This window comes from Chlorogloeopsis sp. ULAP02, from assembly GCF_038404745.2.
In the GTDB taxonomy this organism is placed as follows: Bacteria; Cyanobacteriota; Cyanobacteriia; order Cyanobacteriales; family Nostocaceae; genus Chlorogloeopsis.
This window is the reverse complement of record NZ_JAYKTT020000017.1, coordinates 83,449-105,375: the sequence shown is the minus strand read 5'-3', so window position 1 is coordinate 105,375 and position 21,927 is coordinate 83,449. Positions and strand designations below refer to the sequence as shown.

At 40.6% G+C, this 21,927-nt stretch carries 16 protein-coding genes; 5 read left to right on the top strand and 11 right to left on the bottom strand.

Annotated elements, in window-relative coordinates; genetic code table 11:
• Position 1 precedes the first annotated feature (1 nt).
• From U2718_RS08945 to mgtE, 3 genes are all read left to right on the top strand, one after another.
• Positions 2-1,036, top strand: coding sequence for a phosphotransferase family protein (locus U2718_RS08945; RefSeq protein ID WP_341997417.1), 1,035 nt, complete (start codon positions 2-4; stop codon positions 1,034-1,036).
• An 8-nt stretch (positions 1,037-1,044) separates the two neighbouring features.
• Positions 1,045-2,613, top strand: coding sequence for an iron uptake porin (locus U2718_RS08940; protein ID WP_341997415.1), 1,569 nt, complete (start codon positions 1,045-1,047; stop codon positions 2,611-2,613).
• A gap of 476 nt (positions 2,614-3,089) precedes the next feature.
• A complete protein-coding gene (gene mgtE / locus U2718_RS08935) occupies positions 3,090-4,445 on the top strand; it encodes a magnesium transporter (protein ID WP_341997413.1) in 1,356 nt (451 codons plus the stop codon).
• Positions 4,446-4,607: 162 nt separating this feature from the next.
• Here the strand turns inward: mgtE and U2718_RS08930 are convergent, their stop codons facing one another.
• Together U2718_RS08930 and U2718_RS08925 are read right to left on the bottom strand one after the other, a co-directional pair.
• Positions 4,608-5,387, bottom strand: coding sequence for an MBL fold metallo-hydrolase (locus U2718_RS08930; protein ID WP_341997411.1), 780 nt, complete (start codon positions 5,385-5,387; stop codon positions 4,608-4,610).
• Positions 5,388-5,534: 147 nt separating this feature from the next.
• Positions 5,535-7,340 (bottom strand): ShlB/FhaC/HecB family hemolysin secretion/activation protein, encoded by a 1,806-nt coding sequence (locus tag U2718_RS08925; protein ID WP_341997649.1) that lies wholly within the window; start codon positions 7,338-7,340, stop codon positions 5,535-5,537.
• A 175-nt stretch (positions 7,341-7,515) separates the two neighbouring features.
• Between U2718_RS08925 and U2718_RS08920 the strand changes: the two genes are divergently transcribed.
• Both U2718_RS08920 and U2718_RS08915 read left to right on the top strand, forming a co-directional pair.
• Positions 7,516-7,980, top strand: a complete 465-nt coding sequence (locus tag U2718_RS08920) for a CYTH domain-containing protein (RefSeq protein WP_341997410.1) — start codon at positions 7,516-7,518, stop codon at positions 7,978-7,980.
• A 605-nt stretch (positions 7,981-8,585) separates the two neighbouring features.
• Positions 8,586-9,320, top strand: a complete 735-nt coding sequence (locus U2718_RS08915; RefSeq protein WP_341997408.1) for an HdeD family acid-resistance protein — start codon at positions 8,586-8,588, stop codon at positions 9,318-9,320.
• 350 nt (positions 9,321-9,670) lie between these two features.
• Here the strand turns inward: U2718_RS08915 and U2718_RS08910 are convergent, their stop codons facing one another.
• From U2718_RS08910 to U2718_RS08870, 9 genes are all read right to left on the bottom strand, one after another.
• Positions 9,671-10,744: an acyltransferase gene (locus U2718_RS08910; RefSeq protein WP_341997406.1), complete on the bottom strand. Its 1,074-nt coding sequence runs from the start codon at positions 10,742-10,744 to the stop codon at positions 9,671-9,673.
• Between the two features lie 194 nt (positions 10,745-10,938).
• A complete protein-coding gene (locus U2718_RS08905) occupies positions 10,939-12,783 on the bottom strand; it encodes a cellulose-binding protein (protein ID WP_341997404.1) in 1,845 nt (614 codons plus the stop codon).
• A gap of 166 nt (positions 12,784-12,949) precedes the next feature.
• The gene (locus U2718_RS08900; RefSeq protein WP_341997402.1) at positions 12,950-15,097 is read right to left on the bottom strand and encodes an NAD-dependent epimerase/dehydratase family protein; all 2,148 of its coding nucleotides are present in this window, start codon (positions 15,095-15,097) and stop codon (positions 12,950-12,952) included.
• 93 nt (positions 15,098-15,190) lie between these two features.
• Complete coding sequence (locus U2718_RS08895; RefSeq protein ID WP_341997400.1) at positions 15,191-16,261, bottom strand: glycosyltransferase family A protein; 1,071 nt, start codon at positions 16,259-16,261, stop codon at positions 15,191-15,193.
• Positions 16,262-16,283: 22 nt separating this feature from the next.
• The gene (locus tag U2718_RS08890) at positions 16,284-17,276 is read right to left on the bottom strand and encodes a glycosyltransferase family 2 protein (RefSeq protein WP_341997398.1); all 993 of its coding nucleotides are present in this window, start codon (positions 17,274-17,276) and stop codon (positions 16,284-16,286) included.
• Positions 17,277-17,279: 3 nt separating this feature from the next.
• Entirely contained in the window at positions 17,280-18,644 is a 1,365-nt protein-coding gene (locus U2718_RS08885) for an O-antigen ligase domain-containing protein (protein WP_341997396.1), read from the bottom strand.
• A gap of 18 nt (positions 18,645-18,662) precedes the next feature.
• Positions 18,663-19,511 carry a 2OG-Fe(II) oxygenase gene (locus tag U2718_RS08880; protein ID WP_341997394.1) on the bottom strand — a complete coding sequence of 283 codons (849 nt, stop codon included), beginning with the start codon at positions 19,509-19,511 and terminating at the stop codon, positions 18,663-18,665.
• Positions 19,512-19,556: 45 nt separating this feature from the next.
• The gene (locus U2718_RS08875; RefSeq protein ID WP_341997392.1) at positions 19,557-20,537 is read right to left on the bottom strand and encodes a class I SAM-dependent methyltransferase; all 981 of its coding nucleotides are present in this window, start codon (positions 20,535-20,537) and stop codon (positions 19,557-19,559) included.
• A gap of 22 nt (positions 20,538-20,559) precedes the next feature.
• Positions 20,560-21,906: an oligosaccharide flippase family protein gene (locus U2718_RS08870; RefSeq protein ID WP_341997390.1), complete on the bottom strand. Its 1,347-nt coding sequence runs from the start codon at positions 21,904-21,906 to the stop codon at positions 20,560-20,562.
• Positions 21,907-21,927 lie beyond the last annotated feature (21 nt).

Below are 21,927 nucleotides of genomic sequence, written 5' to 3'. Positions count from 1 at the left end.
TATGTTTGTTTCTGTCAGCGATCCATTCAATATCCTTAAAGATCCAAAGCTGAGTTTTTTAGCATCCGCCCTTGATCCACAGCAAGTGCAACAGCAATTTCAAACTCAGTTATGCTATCGGTTTAACCGTAATCAAAAATTACAATTACAAGCGATTCGCGTGATTCGATATAAGCCAAAGCGACGGTGTTTGATTGAGTATGATGTAGTTATAGAACAATTTGGTCGTATTTGGCATACAACATGGATTGGTAAAGTCCGAGCCAAAGGACTAAATCCGTCCACTTATCAACTGCAACAAATCCTTTGGGAGAATGGCTTTCAAAGCGATAGTTCAGATGGTATTTCTGTTCCGGAAACTATTGGTATTATTCCAGACTGGCAGATGTGGCTTCAGCGTAAAGTCACTGGTGTTACCGCAACAACCTTACTGGCTCCAACTGAAGGACTAGAACTATGTCGGCGAATTGCACAGGCAGTTCACAAACTTCATCGAGCCTGGATTTTGCCGCAGCGCTGCCACACTATAAACGATGAACTCGACATTCTCAATGATCGCCTTGCTAAAGTCACCCAACAGTTTCCGCAGTGGGAACAACGATTAGAGCGAGTGTTGGCAAGATGCGATCGCCTAGCTGCCACGATTGCCGCTCCTAAATTCTGTGGCATTCATCGCGACTTCTATCCAGATCAAATTTTGGTGGATGGCTCGCGGCTTTATTTACTAGATTTCGATCTCTATGCCGGAGGCGATCCAGCCCTAGATATTGGTAACTTTAACGGACACCTGATTGAACAAGGACTACGTACCTTTGGCAATCCAGATGCTCTGCTCGCCCAACAAAACGCTTTAACCGACGAATTTATCCAACTCAGTGATAAAAAATTTCACCATTCCATTGAAGTTTATACAACCCTCACGCTAGTCCGACACATTTATTTGAGTACCCAATTTCTCAATCGCCAAGCTTTCACAGAAAAGATTTTAGAATTATGTGAACAGCGGCTGGAAAATTCATTGCTTAAATTCGTTTGATTGCGCTGATGACTATAAGAAAAGTAAGTTTGTCGATTGCTGCAATTCTAGCCCTGTGTATGCCACCAGCGATCGCCAATCAGCAAACAACTCAATTTGTGAAGTCTTCCTCCAACCCAATCAGTAGCGAAACTCCGAGTCACTTTGACACAAACAGTCCATCTGTTGCACAGCTATCCGATCTCACTCCCGATCATTGGGCTGTTGAGGCGTTGCTATCCCTAGCCAATCGATATAAATGCATTTCCGGATATCCAAATGGCACTTACCAAGGCGATCGCCCTCTGAATCGCTATGAATTTGCTGCCGCTTTGTCTAAGTGTTTAGATCGGCTCAATCAACAGATCGCGCAATCCACAATCAATTCCATCCACTCCGACGATCTGGCTACACTGCAACGACTTCAAAGCGACTTTGCCACCGAACTAGCAACAATCCAGCAAGAGGTGGATAATTTAGAAACTCGAACCGCCACCCTAGAAGCGCAGCAGTTTTCCACCACAACAAGATTCAACGGTGAAGTGATTTTTGCTTTGGCTGGAGTAGGCGGCAATCGCAAAGCAGATGGTAGTGGCGAATCTATTGATCGCAACATTGTGTTTGGCGAGCGAGTCAGGCTTGAATTTAGAACTAGCTTTAGTGGCTCCGATCAACTGCGGATGCGTCTGCAAGCTCGCAATATTCCAGAGTTGGAAGACGCGACTGGAACCCAAATGGCAAACCTCGGATTTGATGGCAACACTAGCAATAGTATCGAACTCGATCGCCTGGACTACGAAGCAAGAATTGGCGAACGAGCGCTTGTTATCGTCAGTGTTGTGGGTGGTGGCTTGGGCGATTATGTTACTACGGTTAATCCCTTGTTCAGTGGTAGTGCGGATGGAGCGATTTCTCTTTTTGGCCGCGAGAATCCGATTCGACGGCAGGGCAGCGTTCCCGGTGTGGGACTGGTTTACGAACTCACTGACGACATTGTATTAGAACTGGGATATATAGCCGCACAGGCAACCGATCCGGAAGTTGGAATTACTCAAAGTCCCTACGCCGCAGTTGCTCAAGTCACCATCGAACCAACAGATTTTTCTCGATTCAGCCTGACATATGTGCGATCGTTTAACGGTCTTGATACAGGTACTAGCAGCGAGTTAGCAAGCGATCCGTTTGAGGGTGATTCTGATGCTATCATTGCTAATTCCTTTGGAGCAGAAGCCTCAGTCAATGTTAGTCCAAACTTTACAATCGGCGGACGGGTTGGATACATTCAGGCAACCGCAAAAGATTTGAGCGAAAATCCTCAAGCTGATATCTTCACCTGGGCTGTGCTGCTCGGCTTTCCCGATCTGGCAGGAGAAGGAAATTTGCTGGGGATAATTGCAGGTCAACCGCTACGAGTGACGCATAATCAATATGGCGATCGCGAGTCGAATGCCGCATTGCATTTGGAAGCCTTTTACCGTTTGCAAATCAATGACAACATTGCGATTACACCGGGTGCGTTTTTATTAATTCATCCAGAAAATGATGCCAGCAACGATCCTATTTATGTGGGAACCATTCGTACTACATTTAGCTTTTAAAATAAAAGTTATTTAGATTACATACTTAACATAATTCTTTTGAAAATTATTTCTGTAGCAAAGTGTTCAAAAGGCTTCTGACGGAATTAGTATTGCTCAACTTCCCTGTCTTATCTTCTAGCAAGATTACTTCTAAAGTAGTAAATATTATCACTTTGTAAAGATTAAAAATAAACCCCCAGATAAGCTTGACACAGGTACTAATAGTAGTAAAATCTACTGAAATAAGGATTAAAATTTCGAGACAGTTAATAGGCTGATAGTAAGAAATGTCACTACATTTCAACACTAAAGCCTAATATCTACCCGACTACATAACTTACGAGTCAGGCTTCTAACTTAATGATGTCTTGACTCAAACATATTGAGTTGAGTTTTTGAAGATTTTATGGACAAAAGTCCACAAGATGGCAGTACTATCCTCCTCTAAGCTGGCGAGCTTGTCTCCCAGCTAGGGGAGACAATGGGAGGTTGTTATGCTCGCACAGGACATTCGCAATGCAGGCGTTGATGTTGCTGACTTAAATCAATTGAAGTGCGATTTGAATCGTTTGCAACCTGTTGACGTGGGAGATTACATTACACAATTACCAAGTCAACAGCGGGCGATCGCATTTCGTTTGCTCAATAAAAATCAAGCAACTGATGTTTTTGAATATCTACCTCCTGAGGTGCAGGAAGAACTAATAAATTCTCTGCATGATTTGCAGGTAGTGCAAATTGTAGAAACTATGAGTCCCGACGATCGGGCAGAATTATTTGATGAGTTACCTGCAAAAGTTGTGAAGCGGCTATTGCAAGAACTTAGTTCAGAACAGCGTCAAGCAACAGCAACTATTCTCGGTTATCCCGAAGGAACCGCCGGCAGGGTGATGACAACGGAGTATGTACGGTTGCGGCAGGGTTTGACTGTCGGTACAGCTTTGAGTAAGATTCGCCTGCAAGATCAGGATAAAGAAACTATTTACTACGCTTACGTTACAGACGACAACCGCAAGTTAGTAAGTGTTGTTTCATTGAGACAACTATTATTTACTTTTCCTGATGTTTTAATTGGGGATATAGCGAGCGATCGCGTTGTCAAAGTTAGAACGGAAACACCCCAAGAAGAAGTCGCCCGCCTCATGCAGCGCTATGATTTAATCGCCTTGCCTGTAGTGGATCGCGAAGAGCGATTGGTGGGTATTATCACAATTGATGACGTAGTTGACATCCTCCAAGAAGAAGCCACAGAAGACATTCAAAAACTTGCGGGTGTTGGTGATGGAGATGAAGCTGCACTGTCGCCTCCTTTGGTAACAATCAAGAAGCGCCTGCCGTGGCTGTTGGGAATCATGTTTTTGTACATCGGAGCATCAAGTGCGATCGCGCCATTTCAATCTACTATTGCGATGGTGCCAGTACTAGCTGTAATCATGCCCTTGTTCTCCAACACAGGTGGTACTGTCGGTATCCAAGCATTAACTGTCACAATTCGCGGGCTGGGAGTCGGAGAAGTAACACCTAAGGATACTCTCAAAATCCTCCGTAAAGAACTGATGGCAGGAATGGGTACAGCTTTAACCTTAGGACTGACGATGATTTGTCTTTCCTTAATTTGGGCGCCTCCCCAAGAACGTTGGGTATCGCTAGTTGCTGGATGCGTAATGGCAACAAATACTTTTGTGGCTGTGACGCTGGGTACTTTGCTGCCAATGGGTTTAAAGCGGCTCAAGCTCGATCCCGCTTTGATGAGCGGCCCTTTGGTGACAACAATGTTAGACGCGATTGGATTTATGATTTTCTTAACGCTTATTTCTACGGCTTTGCATTTTTTCCAGTTCAAAACCTGAGCGTTGTTGATTGTTGTGAGGGTGTAAGAAAGAGTGGGGGAAGAATTTAATCTTATCACTTCCTCAACTCCCTTAGATGCTTGTCCCCGTGTCCCTGTTTCCTAATTTCCTACCTACGGAAGCAGCTTGCGTGTCTACTGCCTTCTGCCTTTTCAAGACAGCTTAGGTTGCCAATGCTCGTTTTTTTAATTGCAGTTCAAAGCGTTCACCTGGTAATGGTTCAATCACTTGCACAGCAAGATTGTTGTTCTCAAGTAAGGAGCGAAATTCCTCAACGCTTCCCTCTTGCCGCAGAAATTTTGTCAGCAATCCTTCAAATATTACATCCCCTCCAGCCGCTGTAGGCAGCATAACTTGAGGTTGCAACAACTTTGCTACTTCTAAGGCATTTTTTCTACCCCTGATGATTGACCCAACCAATGGTAAAGCCAAGTCAACGAGCGGAATGATGATAACATCTACTGGGGCAGCTTCTTTTAGCGAAGGCGAATGATACCCGTGTGGTTCGTAGTAAAGAGTTAAGCCAGTTTCTAACTCTTTGAGCAGATAACCATTTTCTACTAAAGTGGGGCCAATAGGAGAGCCAGGAGTTGCCTTGATTTCTACACTATTGTTGAGGATAAAGGATTGATCGTGAGAAAGTGTTGTGATTTGGGTGTAACCTAACTGGTGTACTACTTTGGCAGCATTGGGAGAAGCTACAACCTGAATGTTGTGATTGAGTTGTTTGAGGGTTGGTGGATGGGCATGATCTTCTAATCCCTGAGATAGCAAAATCAAGTCAATATTTTCTGGGATTGAGCGTTGTAAAGTTCGCGAACCTTTGAAAAACCAATCCAAATTGCCAAAGGTTAAAGAATCAACAAGCCAAGGATCTAGTAGTACGCGTTGTTCCCCGATTTCAATTAGCCAGCTATTACTGTCTAAGTATGTTAGATGCATAACGTTTGTAAAAATAATTTTATTGGAAAGAACTCAGAATGATTTTGATGACTGTTCTATTATTTATTATGAGTTGATTAGAGCTTTAGGTTTTGAGCTTATTTCCTAAACAACTGTGCGATCGCCCAATCAAAATTAACCACTACCTTAGAAGGGATTAACAATAATCGAAAAATACACACCGTTTTCCTGCCATGAGTCTTTCTCCCCAGAAATGGAAACTAAAGGAATACCCCAGTCAAAGCGGGCAGTAAGATAATTTTGAAGTTGCAAGCGCAGTCCTAATCCTACAGATACCAAAGTATTTGTATCTAGCTCTAATTGAGAATCGTCTCTGCCAGACTCGTTCCAAGCATTACCAATATCTACAAAAGGAGTTAGTTGCAAAAGATTGTTACGCTCCCCTAAGCGAGCAATGGGAATGCGCACTTCTGCTGAGGCAAAAATGGCACTATCTGAAAGTAAGGCATCTTGCCGATAACCCCGGACAGTTTCTATCCCTCCTAAGCTAAATTGTTCAAAGGGAACAAGTGGGCGATCTGCTAGTTGTACATCACCTCGTAGTAATAATAAAGTATCAGGAGCTAACAAGCGTACCCACTGGGCTTGCCCCCTCCAAGCAAAAAAACGTCCATCCGGTGAATTTTCGTTGATAGTTGCATTCAAAGCATCGATTCCAATACTAAACTGGGAACGCAGGGCGAGTACCTCTTGGCTACTGCGAGAAGTCCATTCTTGAAAAAAGCGTACAGCCGTAACTCGCGTTCTTCCCTCCTCATCTGTTCCCGATCCCGGAAAGGGAAGTTCTCCATTTAAAAAGCTGGCTTCGCTTTCGCGGCGAGTTGCTGTGACACCCAAGGAAAATTCCCGTGTTGGTGTTAAGATTATCGGCTGGCGGAAAGTTAATTCATAGTACTTAGAGTTAGATTGAATATCGAGAACGTTGAAGGGTCTTTCAATTACTCTATTATCAGATGTCCCGTAGCTAAATGAGAGAGTGCCGTTACGGGGGTTGATGGGCAGAGTATAGTACAAATCAAAGGCATTGCTGCCATCAGTGTTGGTGTAGACTGCGCTAATGCTATCGCCCCATCCGATGAGATTACCTTCATTTACTTGTACTTGGCGACGAAAACTTCCTACCGCAGGCGATCGCCCATTATCCAAAGCTACCTGCACGTTAAAAGTATCTGCTTCCTTGATTTGCACTTCTAATAAACTTTGTCCCGGATTTGTACCTGCCGATAGTTCTGCTGATAGATTTTGAATGAGGGGATTAAGTTGTAATAGTTGCAATGCTTCGAGTAAGCGATCGCGATTTAGAGGTTTTTTTGTGGCGATCGCCAGACGACTTCGCACGTAGCCAGGATTGAGTCTACGAGTACCTGTAACTTGAATTTTCTCCAATCCTCCTTCGACTACCCGGATTTCTACCACACCTGCTTGGAGTTTCTGCGGTGGAATATATGCTCCAGATGTAATGTATCCCCTATTTACATAAAAATTGGTAATTTCTGTTCGTACCTGGAATAGTTCTGCCAGGGTAATAGGACGATTGGTGTAAGGTTCGGTAACTTGTGTGAAATCTTCTGGGCGAAAGACAGTACTACCTGTGATTGCAAATTTTTTAACAATAATAGTTTGGGGAATTTTCGCACCAGGAGGAGTTTGTTCTGGAATTGCAGGTGTTGTAGGAGGTGGGAGTAATTCTTCTGGAGGTGGCAGAGGTTGTGGTGGTAAAGGTTCGGGCAGTGGTTGAGTTGAAGGTGGTTTTGTTTGCCGAGGAGTGTTTGGAAATATAGGATTTTGAGCGCTAGGTTGCAAGGGCGATCGCCTGATGGGAATAATTTGTGCTTGTAATGGTTTAATAATAATTACACTGGGAATGATTACCAAATTCAAACTCAACCAGTATTTGTAAATATTTGATTTCAAGCAAAATTTACCTAACATGACAAAAGCGTAGAAGATAACCTTGAGCATCAAGAGTTCAAGCAAGTTTGATTCAAGCAAGTTTGAAAAAATTTAAATATTAACCTCTTTGGATTATAAAATGTAAGAAATTTAAATTGTTATTAAAAGTAAAACTTATCACAGCATTTAGCTTCTTACTCACACCCTACATAAAATGGCGAAAGAAATAGAGCGTAAATATTTAGTCAAAGGAAATGATTGGAGAGAGCTTGCTCAAGGCAATGTATATCGGCAAGGATATATTGCCACGCAAGATGGAGTGACGGTAAGGGTACGTATAGTAGAAGAAAAAGGATACTTAACTATCAAAGGGCCTAGTGTTAAGTATTCCAGAGCCGAATTTGAGTATCTCATTCCGATTGAAGATGCTCAGGAAATGCTTGAGACATTATGTCAACGCCCTTTTATAGAAAAAGTCAGATATAGATTAGAGTGGGGTAATTTGATTTGGGAAATAGATGAGTTTGATGGTGTGAATAAAGGTCTGATATTAGCAGAAGTTGAACTAAATGATGAAGCACAACAAATTGAATTGCCGCACTGGATTGACAGAGAAGTTTCTGAAGATCCCAAGTATTTTAATAGTAATTTAGTTAAACGTCCCTTTTCGCAATGGTAATTGGTGATAAATTCTTCCCAATCAGACAAAACATATAATTCAATTAGCTGACCCCTCACCTGATGATATAGCACTTCAACGAAGAATAAAGCTACCCTAGCTTAAAACCGAGCAGGAAAACAATTATAGTGGGGCTTTTTTAATCAAGGCACTACGCTCAAATTGACAGAGAAACCAAAAAGAGTGGTTATTTTGATTGTACTCTGAAACTTTTACAGAAGTATTCTTGAGTGAATACTTAAAGCATTTTTGTGTGAATTTTTTATATATTTCTTATCAATATCTTATTTTTTTAGTTTATTTCTTTATTTAAGAAGTAACTATTATAAACTGCACAAACCAAAACTAATAAAAAACTTTCTTTTTTTTCTACCTTTACTTTTTATATTCTGACTTCGTATTTATCAATACGATCTAGCAGATTATACATTTCTCGGCAAGCCTATTAGGGATGATTATTGTCGAGCCGCCAGAGATACATAAATTCTTGCGAAGGAGTCAAGAAGCCATGAGTGAAGTAATTGGTAATTTATACAACTTGATCGCGCTTTTAAAGGGGAATCAGGCAAAGCGGCTTTAAATGAGCGATCGCTAAACTCATTCATATGTTTAGAAGATCCAAATATCAGCCAGACATAAGGCTTCGTACTCCTATGGGGATTACTTTGATTTGGAAGCCCTCAGCACGGAAACAACGAGCGGCAAGACGTAGGGCTTTATACTCTAACTCTAATCAGAATGGCATTACTCACAACAGAAGCCAGATTCGGAAAAACTACGGAGTAAATAAGATTCGATTTGCCACTACACCCGAATTGCGAGAGGAATTACGGAAGAATTTAGGATGGGCGATCGCTTTAGGTATTGTCATGATCATTTTGGGTTTGGTAGCGATCGGGAAACCATTCTTCACTACTTTAAGCCTAATATCAGTTTTTGCTTGGTTATTTATTGTAGGTGGAATTTTCTTATTAATTTATGCTTTTCAAACTCGTCAAGCTGGAAATTTTCTCCTAAAACTATTCGTTGGATTTATTTATCTAATAGTAGGAATTATCTTACTGCAAAATTCTATAAAAGGTGTAGCATCAGCATTAGGATTCTCTATTTTGCTCAAAGGTATTTTTCAGGTTACTTTGGCATTACAGCTACGACCATTACCTAACTGGAGTTGGGTATTATTGAGTGGTATCGTAGGTGTCATTCTTGGTATGATCATTTGGAATTACATTCGTACCGAGAATCTATTATTCCTAGCAATATTTGTTGGTATTGACCTATTATCTGATGGATTATGGATGGTTTTGTTATCTTCAGCTGTTTGTCGTGTGCTGAAATAGAGTAACTTTAACATTTGATACATAGGGTGTGTTAGCGAAGCGTAACGCATCTTCCAAAGGTTTTGGTACGCTGCGAACTCTATCCTAAGGTGCTATACATAGAATTAGATTTTTTCAAACATCAAATCGGATTGTTATATGAAACCTAACTAATAGCTTTTAGCTATTAGTTAATAGTTAAAAACAGTTAGCTGTCAGCTACTATAGCCTTGATTTTGTGTATAAATAATTTATGATTGTTATAGTAACTGATTGTGTTCAGCCGCATATGCTCAGAACTCCGACTTCTTTAAAGAAGTTAGAATTTTATACTAATTACATCTTTAACAAAGACGTTGAAAATATTTCTTTTAGGAACCAACAATAAATCGACTTTTTTTCCCAAAAATATTCTTAATTATCAGGAGCGAAACAATACTTGCTCCCACTGAAAGGAGAAAAATTAACGAAAAAGTCAATGGATTGGCTTGAGTCCAAAACTGATTAAATCCAAATTTATTAGCAGCTCCAGAGTAAGCAATAATAAAGTAGCCGTGGAGAAAATAGATTCCAAAACTCAGTTCTGCTAAGAAACCCATTACATCATGGAACTGTTTTGGTAGTTTTAATTCAAATAGCCACAAACAGTAAATAATAAGTACACACAAAATCAGTTTACTCCATGAATTAATCGCTGTCGGTCTTGGTGTAATTGTAAATTCCAAGATAGTCAGTATCACAAAGCCTATTAGTAACCAGAAATATTTCCTCTTCAGAATCGAAAATATCTTGTCTCGATAGTGTGAGCAAAACATACCAATCATATAAACAGAAAGAAAATGAACAAATGACTGGATAGGATTTGCGTTATACTGTGCTCTCGGTATAATTGCAGTTATTCCTAGTAGTATCGGAAGTATCCAATAGTTTTTGGGGTGTCTATCTACCCATATTAGTATAGGTGAAATTAGATAGAAAATGGTAATCATTGGAATGAACCAGAACGGTGGTAAATGCGCTCCGGTCAATAAATACATCAGGATTTGTCCGGGAATTGACCAATCAGAAAAATGGTGCTGAAACCAATCTGGAGGAGTATAGATTTTTTCAATTAAGCAAAGTTTGATAGCTGGTATTGATAGAAATAAATAAGGTAAAATTACGTATTGTAGTTTTTTGTTTAAGTACTTTTTGTACTCATATTTAGAAGATAAAAATTGGAAAAGAAAGCCTGCTATAAAGACAAAATAGACAGTCCCATTGCCAATTAATATGTAAGTAAGTTTTTCGATTGTTTCATTTCTCCACTGTAAAGAGGCAATAATATGTGTAGCTACAATTGTGAGAATGGCAAAGCCACGAAAATTATGTATGTACCTTAAAAATTTGGAGGAGCTTTTGGGATTTTGATTTGGACTTATTTCATTTAAATATGTCCCTGTCATGCCACTTACCTCACAATTGTTTAATTCCGCAAAACATCATAGCTGCTACTAAATTCTCAAACTTTGTCATCAGATTGAGAGAGCCAGAATCTCTAGTTCTTGTTACCACGTTGAACCTCGTAACAAGAGTGTTGTATACATGGCACCTCAAGAGTTATTTTTGCAGCTACTTTACCCTTAAAAATTATTCGTATTCAACTATGATTTTGACTAAAGTCGATTAATGCCTTGTACTTAGGTGAACTTTTTTGCTCTAAATATTCTAAAGCACCCCAGCTACCCCATTTACTGGGTGAACCAATATCAACAAAATGCATGAATAATCCACCTCCAGCTTTTTTCCAACTATTTAGTAATTGAGAATACAAGTCATACATTGCTGGATGGCGATTTAATTTGATAAAGAAATTAGTAAGCCTTTCATTATTTTCTACTCCAGAATGACCAACAATATGTTGTCCACCTTCATAAGCAACTAGCTTCAGTCCTTTTTTTTGGGCTACCTTGTTGTGATAAATAAAGCTGTTGTAATTATCTACTAAGCTATCTTGAGATTTCTCAAGTAACTTTCCTGTTTTTAAATGCTGGATTGCTTTACTAAAACCACCATCTGAATCATTCAACCAAGACTCTACTTTTTGAGTATTTTCTGGTGTACCTAAATCTCTACCAAAATAGCCAGCGATCGCATAAGCATCAATACCATGTTGATAACAGGGTTTATTGCCTTGGGCTACCCAAGATTGGCAATCTAAAGCCGCATTCTCTAACCCTTGCCATCCAGTATGAGTACCCAGCACACAAACTACACGATTCTTTTGTTTACCAAAGGTATTTTTCCAGAGATCGCACATTTGAGCAGTACGCATACCGTACCATTGCATTTGAACATGTTCTTTATCCTTTCCCCATTTAACTTGTCCTTGTTGTAAGGCGTAATCAGCTTGAGGAAATTGCCCGTTCCAAACCTCATTAGAAAACTCTACATAAGCCTTTAACTTTGGGTTCAGTTTTTGCTTAACGATTTGGGCAAATTTAGTCATGTATTCATCAGTAGCCATATGCGGCATATTAAACCACGGTTCCGCATTCGCTTTATTGGCTAGAGCAATCATCACCTCTAGCGGCACTCCTTTTAATGCATAGGAAGCAGTTGTTGTTTTCGGACGAGAAAACCACTCTTTTTGCTCTGAGCCATTCGTTTGCATCCAGTCCATAAAACGAAATGCTCTAAAGTTTTTAATTCTGTTTATAAAAGTGGGGTTAAATATTTCACCCTGATTGTAGAGTGGTAAGTTTTCTGCTTTAACAACTCGAATATTACGAATGTAATTGCCTATCTTTTTTGGATCGGTAGAAGTAATAGTAATTAATATACCTCCGCCTGCTTTTGAATTTACATTAATTACATCTCTACCAGCAGTTGAGGCAGCTTTATCTTGTTGAGCATCAAAACCGTAGGAAATTGTACCTTCACCTTCATAAAAAACAATGTATTTTCCAGAAGGATAAAGACCTGGTATTTCTCTATATAATAGAGTGCTAACTCTTGTGTATTTGGGAGTATCACTAGGTGCTGGTAGAGATTTGATCCAACCATCTTTGTCTAAATTCAATAAATTATATTCATTTGTATCCCATTCACCATTACAGTCAGGATCTGTATTTACGCATTGAGTAATCCATTGTCGAGAAGACTTAAAAGCGTCTAAAAAGGGTAATTGTGTTGACCAATCAGCAATACCATTCAAACCAATACCCAAGGCTGGAGTAGAAGTAATAACACTTTTTTTAGGGCTAGGTTTAACAGCAGTAACAATACTTTTTTCGGGACTGGATTTGACAGCATTAACAATACTTTTTTCAGGGCTAGCAGTGACAATTGTTTGTTGATTTAATTGTGAACAACTACTAATAATTGTTGAAAAACTGAGCAAAGCTAGACAGAGATAAATCAAAATTTTATTTTGAATGTAGAACCTAATTAGCGCACTTCTCCAATGAGATAATTTGGTAATTAGTACATTAAAAAAAGACATAAGTCACATTTGATGGTATTATTCGTTACATTTACCCCTCAATTATTTAGAACTAACGCACGAGTCACGTAAGAATAAAACCGCTCCAGGCACAGGGAACACAGAGGAATAAGAATTAGAGAGGTATGATGCGTGAGTTCTGTTAATAATTAGTAGTAGTGCTCTACTATCTAAAAAACTCCGCAACTGGGATATGTATACCTTCACGAATAATAATTTCGCGGTTTTTGACTGGAGTCCAACCAAGTTCATGCTCGGCTTTTGAGGAGTCAAATTTAGCACTAAAGCTACGACCTTCACAATCGGCATAGCTAGGAAATGCAGTGTGAGGATCGCGTCCAATCCTCTTGATTGCCCACTTGAGGAGGGACTCAATGTAGGAACTCCTGGCTGATGTGGGTACACGTCGTAACTTGATGCTAGCTTGATGCTCAAACTCATCCAGATATTCATTAGCTGTGATACAAGGTGTACTAGTAAGGTTGTAGGACTTGCCCTCGATGCTTGGTACTTTGATTGCTCGCACCATCGCATCAGCAACGTCATCTACAAGTACGATTGGTAGGGGGTTATTTCCATCACCATAGAGGCTACACACTGAACTATAAGGCCAAGCTGCAATTCCCCAATGGTAAGGACTTCCACCACGTCCTAGTACAACACCAGGACGAAATATTGTTACGGGTAAGCCTTGTTTGTGATGGAGTTCCAGCAGCGATCGCTCATTTTCTGCTTTTGATCTCGCATAGGGAGCAACACGCATAATACCTTGGTGGGGTTCAGTATTTTCCGTAATAGTTGAGGTCTTCTTACCAGCATAGTAAATCGCAATTGAAGATGCGTAAAATAGCTTTTCAATACCGTGTTTTAGGCATAATTCGGCAACATGGCGCGTAGGCTTAACATCAGTTTCTAAGTAATCGCTCCATGTTTTTCCATTTCCACGTGCAAGGTGATAGACATAACGGATGCCATCCAAGCCAGTCTCTACCGCGTTGGCATCAGCAAAGTCGCCCTTGGCAAACTCAACTCCCAGACTGTGCAATTCAGATGGACAGCTATTGGGGTTGCGGGCAAGAATGCGGACGCCATATCCTTCTTGACGCAGACGACGAACCAGTGCTTGCCCAATGAAACCAGTACCACCAATTACTAATACCGTAGACTTTGGAGTTGGAGTGTCAGCCAATTGATTAGCAGTAGATACCACTTGATAAGAGATGGGCAAATCAGCCTCACGCGCTATCCACTCAGCTAATGCTACCGCAGCTTCGCTGATGGCAGGATCTATTCTCTCATCAAGCGTCCCTCCTCTAGAGTTGTAGAAACTCTCGACTGTCCGGGCGATGCTGTACGGAAAAGGGCCTGAGTTTTTGGATAAACCCATTTTTGATAATACGAAGCTGGTTAAGGTGCCACTGGCTTGCAGTACGGAATCGCGAGCGCTTGCAACCACATTGGCATAGCGATCAATATCAAGTAGGTAAGGTGTATGTTCCTGACAGATGTAAGTGTTGTTCTCGAAGTCAACTCTTGCCACTGCATTCGTGCCACGGACATGGATGTAATGCTCTGGATATCCATCAATGAATGAAAACCGCAGCCGGATGCTGGTATTATGTTTCCAGCCTCGAATTTCCCAACGACGATAAAACTCTAGCCCGCGTGGTAGTTCCAATTTATCGCGGACATCGACAGAAATTTCATCAGGCTGTCCAAGGAGATGGATAAGGTGAACAAATGAGTGGGGAGCTATCTCAAAGAGAATATTTTTTGGAGACTGGAGCATCCATGCCCCAAAAGGCCCGCCTTTGAGTTGTCCAAGTTCTTTATTCCAGACAATATCAATCTGATCAATCTGTCCTAACCTACCGCTGCGTAAGTCAGATACCAATTTTTCATACACTGGAAAGTACAGAAAGTTATTGCTGACAGCGATCGCTCTACCCGCAGCTTGGCTGTGTTTGCGTAACTGTTGACAATAACTAACCTTATGGCAAAGTGGCTTTTCAATCAAGGCATCAACGCCAGCCTCAATCGCTTGAGTGGCATTTGTAAAGTGAATATGGGGTGGTGTAAGAATGTGAACAACGTCTAGCTGCTCGGAGGACAACATCTTGTCAAAATCGCTGTAGACATTCTGTATCCCCTTTGCCTGAGCAAACTGCTGTGCTAATCTGCTGTTGAGGTCGCAAACTGCTCGCACTTCTACATTAGGTAGCAAGCGTAACGCTCGGAAGTGGTAGTCACTAATGTAACCAGCACCAAGAATACCCACAGTGACAGGATTCCTATGTCCTTTCCTCGCAGCCATTGATTTATCTCCCAGTTGCTTGAATTGCTTCGATCTGTTCCCTTATGGGGGTATAAAACCCATCTTCTAGAAGTTGCAAGTTTGTGTTGGGGTTTAAATCCCCATCTCCAATCCCCTATTCCCTGTTCCCTTTTCCCCGTTCCCTTTTAATACAGGTGTTTGAGAATTTTTGTACTCGATGATTTGAAATTGTTTGTTACTCAGGCGATCGCGGTGAAATTTGATTACACCTACCGCTTCGGGAAACACTGACAGCCCACAAGATAAACCCCAAGCTAAAGTGTCAGCCCACAAGAAGCCTTGTTGTCGAGTCTGATAAATCGTTCGTAATGATACTAATGGATAGCGCCCGAAGATGATCAACGAAAGCCCGTAGGTAAAAGGCAACAGTAACAGCGCGCTCAAAGGTGCGATCGCTCCCCACATTAAGGCGCGTCGTACTTCTTTCACAAACTTGCGCTCAGGCAGATTCCCATGCAGATAGGAAACCTGAGCATATCCATAACCACAGCGTTTGGCACGCTGCCACCACTGCGATAGTCTATGCATATTGGCATCATGCAAAGTGCTATCGCGATCAATACGCAGAATTTTTCCTTCGGCTTGGCGTAGACGTACGCTCAACTCGTCATCTTCGGCAGCAATCACGCTGCTGTTGTAACCTCCGACATTAGTCAAAGCTCCGGCACGAATCATCACATCTCCGCCAAAGCTAGAGATATTTCCAACTGAGCCAATCCGCCACTCAACATCGCAGATGCGATTGTAGACACTCTTTTGGGGATAACGTTCGCGCCGCCAACCACATACAGCCACGATATCAGGGTTGGCATCTAAAGTTTCACAAGCTGCCTCAATCCATCCCTCGATTACTTCGCAGTCACCGTCAACAAACTGGACATACTCTACTTGTGGATACTTTTCGCGCAGTAGCTCAAAACCAGCATTGCGAGCTCTAGCAGCAGTAAATGGTACTGACATATCCAAATTAACCACCTCGACTCCACGCCCAGAAGCAACTTCACAACTGCCATCTGTAGAGCCGGAATCGACGTAGACTACTGTGCAAGCTGTATCGACAACAGAATCCAGGCTGCGGATTAAGCGATCGCCCTCATTGCGCCCAATTACAACTACTCCAATTTTTCTGGCAAAGCTTGACACTTCATACCCCCTTTTTGAGTGCTTATACGTGACTACCCTTCCAAAACACGCTATTGAGCAGAAAATCAATCATCATTTGGGGGGGATCTTTGTCTGGCTTACGCTGAATCACCCTTCGCCATCTCCACAAAATAAAAGCAAATATCCAAATGGCGTCAGCAGCCGCAGCATAGAGCAAACCATGATTTTTGAGAAAGTATCTGCGCCTAGAATCAAACCAATACTTGGGTAGACGCTTGGGTGGGCGCTTAGTATCGGTTACTCCTGTACTTTGCCCAGCTAAATGCATAACTCTAGCCGCGGAAACGTGCCAGCAAGGAAAACCTGCTTTTTTTGCCTGCAAGCAAAAGTCCACTTCTTCAAAATACAAAAAGTATTTTTCGTCTAGCAAACCCACCGACTCAAAGACTTGGCGGCGGATAATCATCGCTGCTCCACACACCCAATCTGTTTGATAGGTGCCTTCACGAACAGGAGGTGCAACTACCCACTTTGATAGTAATTTCGATACTATTCCCAAACGCAAACCAGAATCAAGTTCGCTAAAAATAGTATGGAAGCGAAAAGCCGAGCATTGGGGAGTGCCATCCGGTTCTTCTAAGCGGCAACCTGCTATGCCCACATGGGGATGTTCATCCATAAAATCTAGCAAAGCTTTGAGAGCGCCAGGACGAACGATAGTATCCGGATTGAGCAACATAAAATAGGATGGCGGATGAGTGCCTTGCAATCCTAAGCGAATTGCAGCGTTATTGCCGAAGGCGTATCCACCATTGCGATCTAGTGGCAACAGCGATGCCCACTCACCCCAGCCTTCAGTTTCAATTGCAGCTTGAATTTGTTCTACCGAGCCATCACCAGAAGCATTGTCGGCAACAATGACGCGAATACCTCCTAGCGATCGCACCTCGTCTACTAATGAATGCAAGCACTCAATTGTCAAACTGGGAGTGCGATAATTCAGGATAACTACAATTAGACGAGTCAGATTCTTTAATAAAATTGCATCAGACATATATTAATCTCTTAAAGTTTGCTGAGGGCGAATCTGAACTAAATTTGGTTTTGTTTGATTTTTTGTTTGATTGATGACTAACCCCGCTATACCTCCACAGGCAAGTATGTAGATTGGATTGATTAAAGCGTTGAGCAGACAGTCTATCGTATACAAAATTAAAAGTATGACAAGAGCGGCGGCTGGTGCGACTTTCGGATGATTCCAAATACTCACGGGATAATGTTGCATGAAGGCGATCGCTGGTAATAATAGCGATGCCATCACAGCGATTAAGCCAACTACACCCCTAATACCAAAAGCAATAATCCACAAACTATCGGTGATTGTGAGTCTTTTACCCCATTTGTCATAAATCTCATTTCGTCCCCATCCTCCCCAACCAAACACCATTTTTTCCCGCGCCCTTTCTGAGAGGATTTTTTCGTTATCGAATCTAAACTCCACTGATTGTGCTCTTTCTTCATTTAAGGTAGTGGATACTACAGCTACTATCTGCTCTCCAGGAAAGTTACCAGTTACTCCCAGATATAGATGCAATGAAATAGCCGCAATCACCATCAACACCAAGATGGAGGTACGAAACCTAGTGGAAAAGAAAATGATACACAACCCAACCAGTAGTAAAAGTATTGCACCTGTAGATTTGACTAATATGTTGGTCAATAATAATGCAGCCACAAGCCACTTGATTGGAATACCCCAGACTTGCTTGAGCGCTTCAGTTTTCCATAGCCAAATACCAATCAGTGCAGCAGCCATCATCCATGCACCAACCATAAGCCCATGTTCCATAAAAACTGTTGGTCTGTATCCTCCATATCGCATTGTTTGGGTAAAATCACTACGTGCATGAAAGCCATAAAGCACTCGATGTAACTGCGGACTCATCCGGAGTTCAAAAAGACACAGAGGAATATAGATCAAACCACCAATGAAAATATAAGTAGCTAGCTTGCGCAATCCATCTAAAGTACCGAGATACAATCTACCTAAGTAGTACGGTAATCCCCAAGTCACAACTTGGTAAAAGACGCCTGATAGTCCATCATACAGACCTAAATCGTTAGTCATTGACGATGGCAATGGAGATAAGCACCAAACTAGCATTGGTACATCAAGCCAGCCAAAATGAAAAGAACTGAAGCGTTTAACGTCAAAAACAATAGTTGCCAGTAGAATGCCGTAACAAGTTGCGACTATTTTAGTATAGTTTGGTATTCCCGGCAGTTCAAAGCTGACTACAGGTAGAAATAGCCACGCAATAATAAAACTCAGAATCACAGCTTTCTGAGTTGGCATCCACCTAAACAGAAAGAGTACAAATGGAATCCAGCCGAAAATAACAACATATACTAAAGGATTCATATTTTCCTATTCCCTGGTTTATATTCCTGCCTTGTGCCTAAGGTATTTTCCTGCATCAATCAAGATTGGAGGAAGTAATTTTTTTAGAGTAGTTTTGGCTGTCAAACCTAAAGAATTTTTATTTTTTTCCAGTAATTGATATTCTCCTGGACGAACCCGGAACATAGTTGAATGAGGACTAGAAATTTCTGTAGATGGTCGCCCATTACTGTAGTAATATAGCGCCAGTGACTTCCGTGTCAGTCCTTGGGGACTATTTAATGGTTCCGGATGCCCATGATAAGAAGAATCTGTTGTATTGAAAATAACGCATCGATTAAAGACTGGTAATATTTTTTTTACGCAACTGCTCATCTGCTGATCCCATAATTCCAGATGACCACCATATTCTTCTTGCCAATTTTTATTAAGATAAAGTAAAAGATTTAATCGTCGATCCAGTCGCAGTTTTCTATGCCAATTAAAGTCAGCATGTATCTTTAAGTAACCACCTCTTTCTATTTGATGAAGCCCACCTCCTTCAAAATGAGGATCGGGAATTAATCCGTCAATACCTGTAAGATTCTCTAAAAAATTAATAAAGATTGAAGAATTTAATTGATACAAGAGAAATCGTGTTGTATCTCCCATTTGTAACTCATTTTTTGATGCTAGTTTCTTTTCAGCAGAAGCATCAAATTTTTGCCAATCAATCTTATCTACTCTTGGAAACTCATCGAGAATACTTTCTAATATAAACTCTGGTAAAAAATTATCGATAATAATGTGTGGAAATGGTTTAGCCTCATGGTAAGATTCTCGATATTTAATTGCTAACTTATTTAAGTAATCTGCCTCAATGTAAAACATCATGTTTGTATGCATCATTATTCCTCTGTATTAATCTATATATAAATTTAAGAGCTAATTATCTTAAGGTTTGTATAGATATAAATTAGCTTGATCACCATCTTTTTGCCTATTTAATTCTATTGCCTTAGCTTCAAAACTCTTCATTTGTTCTTTAGAAAAAATAGATTTTTTAGAATTAACAGCATGAGATGAACTATCTGCTATTGGTATATTCTTCATTATCTGTTCGCTGCCCCAAAATTGATAAGAGTTTGAATTGTATTCGACATCTAAAATTTTTAAACCTGCTTGACTTGTCAAAATTTCCATACTTTTAATTGTATGTATAAAGAAGTGACGTGGAGCATCGATTTGAACCCAATTTACACCATAGTTTCGCCAAGCAAAAGATGGAACTATGGGAATCCCAATTACCACATAACCCTGACTATTTAATAAACTGTATAGTTTCTGAAGTACAGCTAAAGGTTTAGGCATATGTTCAAAGGAGTGATTGAGAAATATCAAATCGAATTGCCCTTCGATTTCATCTAGGTATTTTTTTAAAATCTTGACTCCATTGTCATAAAAAATATCTTTTTCTATGAACGGATCTACTCCTGTAACATCAGTAAATCCATCCGCTCGCATATTGAGAAGATATGTACCAACTCCACAGCCTACATCTAGAATTTTTGCGTTTAATGGTAATTTCAGTTTTCTCAGCCAATCATAATAATTATAATTAGGTAATTTATATAATTTTCTCAAGACTTTTGATAAAAAAATCTCCAGATTAGTATTTCCAGAAATTAAGTATTTCATTCTCTGACGTCTGAAAAAATTCTTCAGCGTTTTTTCCTTTTCAACGGTAGGTAATTGAAAAGCATAAAAATTATCAGGGTAATATTTGGAAATATTATTGGGAATATCTTTAATCTGTAAGCATCCACATTCTCCACATTCAAAATATTCAAATTCATCTCTAAACCCAAACATCATTTCTCGGACAACATAAGATTTGTGATCAAGGGAATTATGACAAATTTTACAGATAGTCATTTTCTTTAACAACTCATGACAACTAGGAAGTAAATAACAACTTGATCGGAAGTCCCCATCCGAAAACAATGCGACTACCAATAATGAAAGTGAGTGAAGTCAGAAATATAAAAGTAGCCTGAATATCTTGTTTTATACAGGCAAGTTTTTCCCGCCAAAGACCATAAGTAACTACCACATAAAAAGGAAGGTCATTGAGTGCAACTACAATCACACCTCCGGCTATACCCATAAGATGAAACCCAAGCGGCAATCCAATAATCATAAAAATAAACTTGGTAAGGCTGGCGATCGCTGCATACTTAGCTTTGCCAATAGCAAAAAGAGATGTATCAATTGTTTGGGTAAGTATGCGAGGCCATATACCAAAAGCTAACAGCGGAAACATCCAGCTCGCTTGGATATACCTTTGGTCGTATAAGGTCAAAATTAGTAAATCTCCGAAGCTAACCATAACTGTCAAGCCTAATGCCACTGCAATCAAAACAGGCTTGCGGTTGTTTTTAATTTTGGCACGAAAAATTTCGCGGGGCAGGTCAGCAGATTTAGAAAACACAGGGAAAAATACCTTACTACTGATTGCCAAAAGTACTTGACGTGGAATGTCAGCAAGTGCAAAAGCAATACCATACACGCCTAAAAGCTCGATGGGAATTAATTTGCCAAGAATCAGCCGATCAGATTGTTCAGCCAGAAAGTATAGAGCTGTTGAAACAAAAATCCACTTACCAAAAGATAATATGGCTTTGACTGCATTGTGATCCCAAACAAAGCGGTTAGGTGTCCCAGAATTTATGAGATGGCTTCCAATCATCCAAAGCAAAGCATTCACAAGGCCACCAATGACAAGCGCCCAGATGCTCCGACTCAAAGCAGCCCAGATAATCATGATTGTTAGGGAGATTGTCTGTACGCTAAGTTCAAAAATTGCTAGTTTACGTACAGCCAAATGTCGATTCAGTGTAAACAGAGCAGTGGAGTTGAAACCAGAGATAATCGTGTTCAAACCAACTACTGGTAGTAGCCATAACAGTTGGGGTTCTCCGTAAAAGTTAGCAATCGGCCAGGCAATCAAAGCGCAACAGAGCCACAAAACAAAACCGCGAATTACTTGTAATGTCCAGGCAGTATTGAGAAAAGCTGGTTCATCTCCCCGCTTATTTTGGATGATGCTTTGACCAATACCAATATCTGAGAACAGATTTAAGCCAATAATGAAGGTATTAATCAGTGCCATCAGTCCGAATAACTCTGGAAAGAGTAAGCGGGTTAGAACTAAGTTACTGCCGAATCTCAAGATTTGGCTCGCTCCATAGCCAGCGAACGTCCAAACAGCACCACTAATGGCAAGCTTCTTTAATGAGGTCATGGTTTTTTTGAAGAGAGTTAA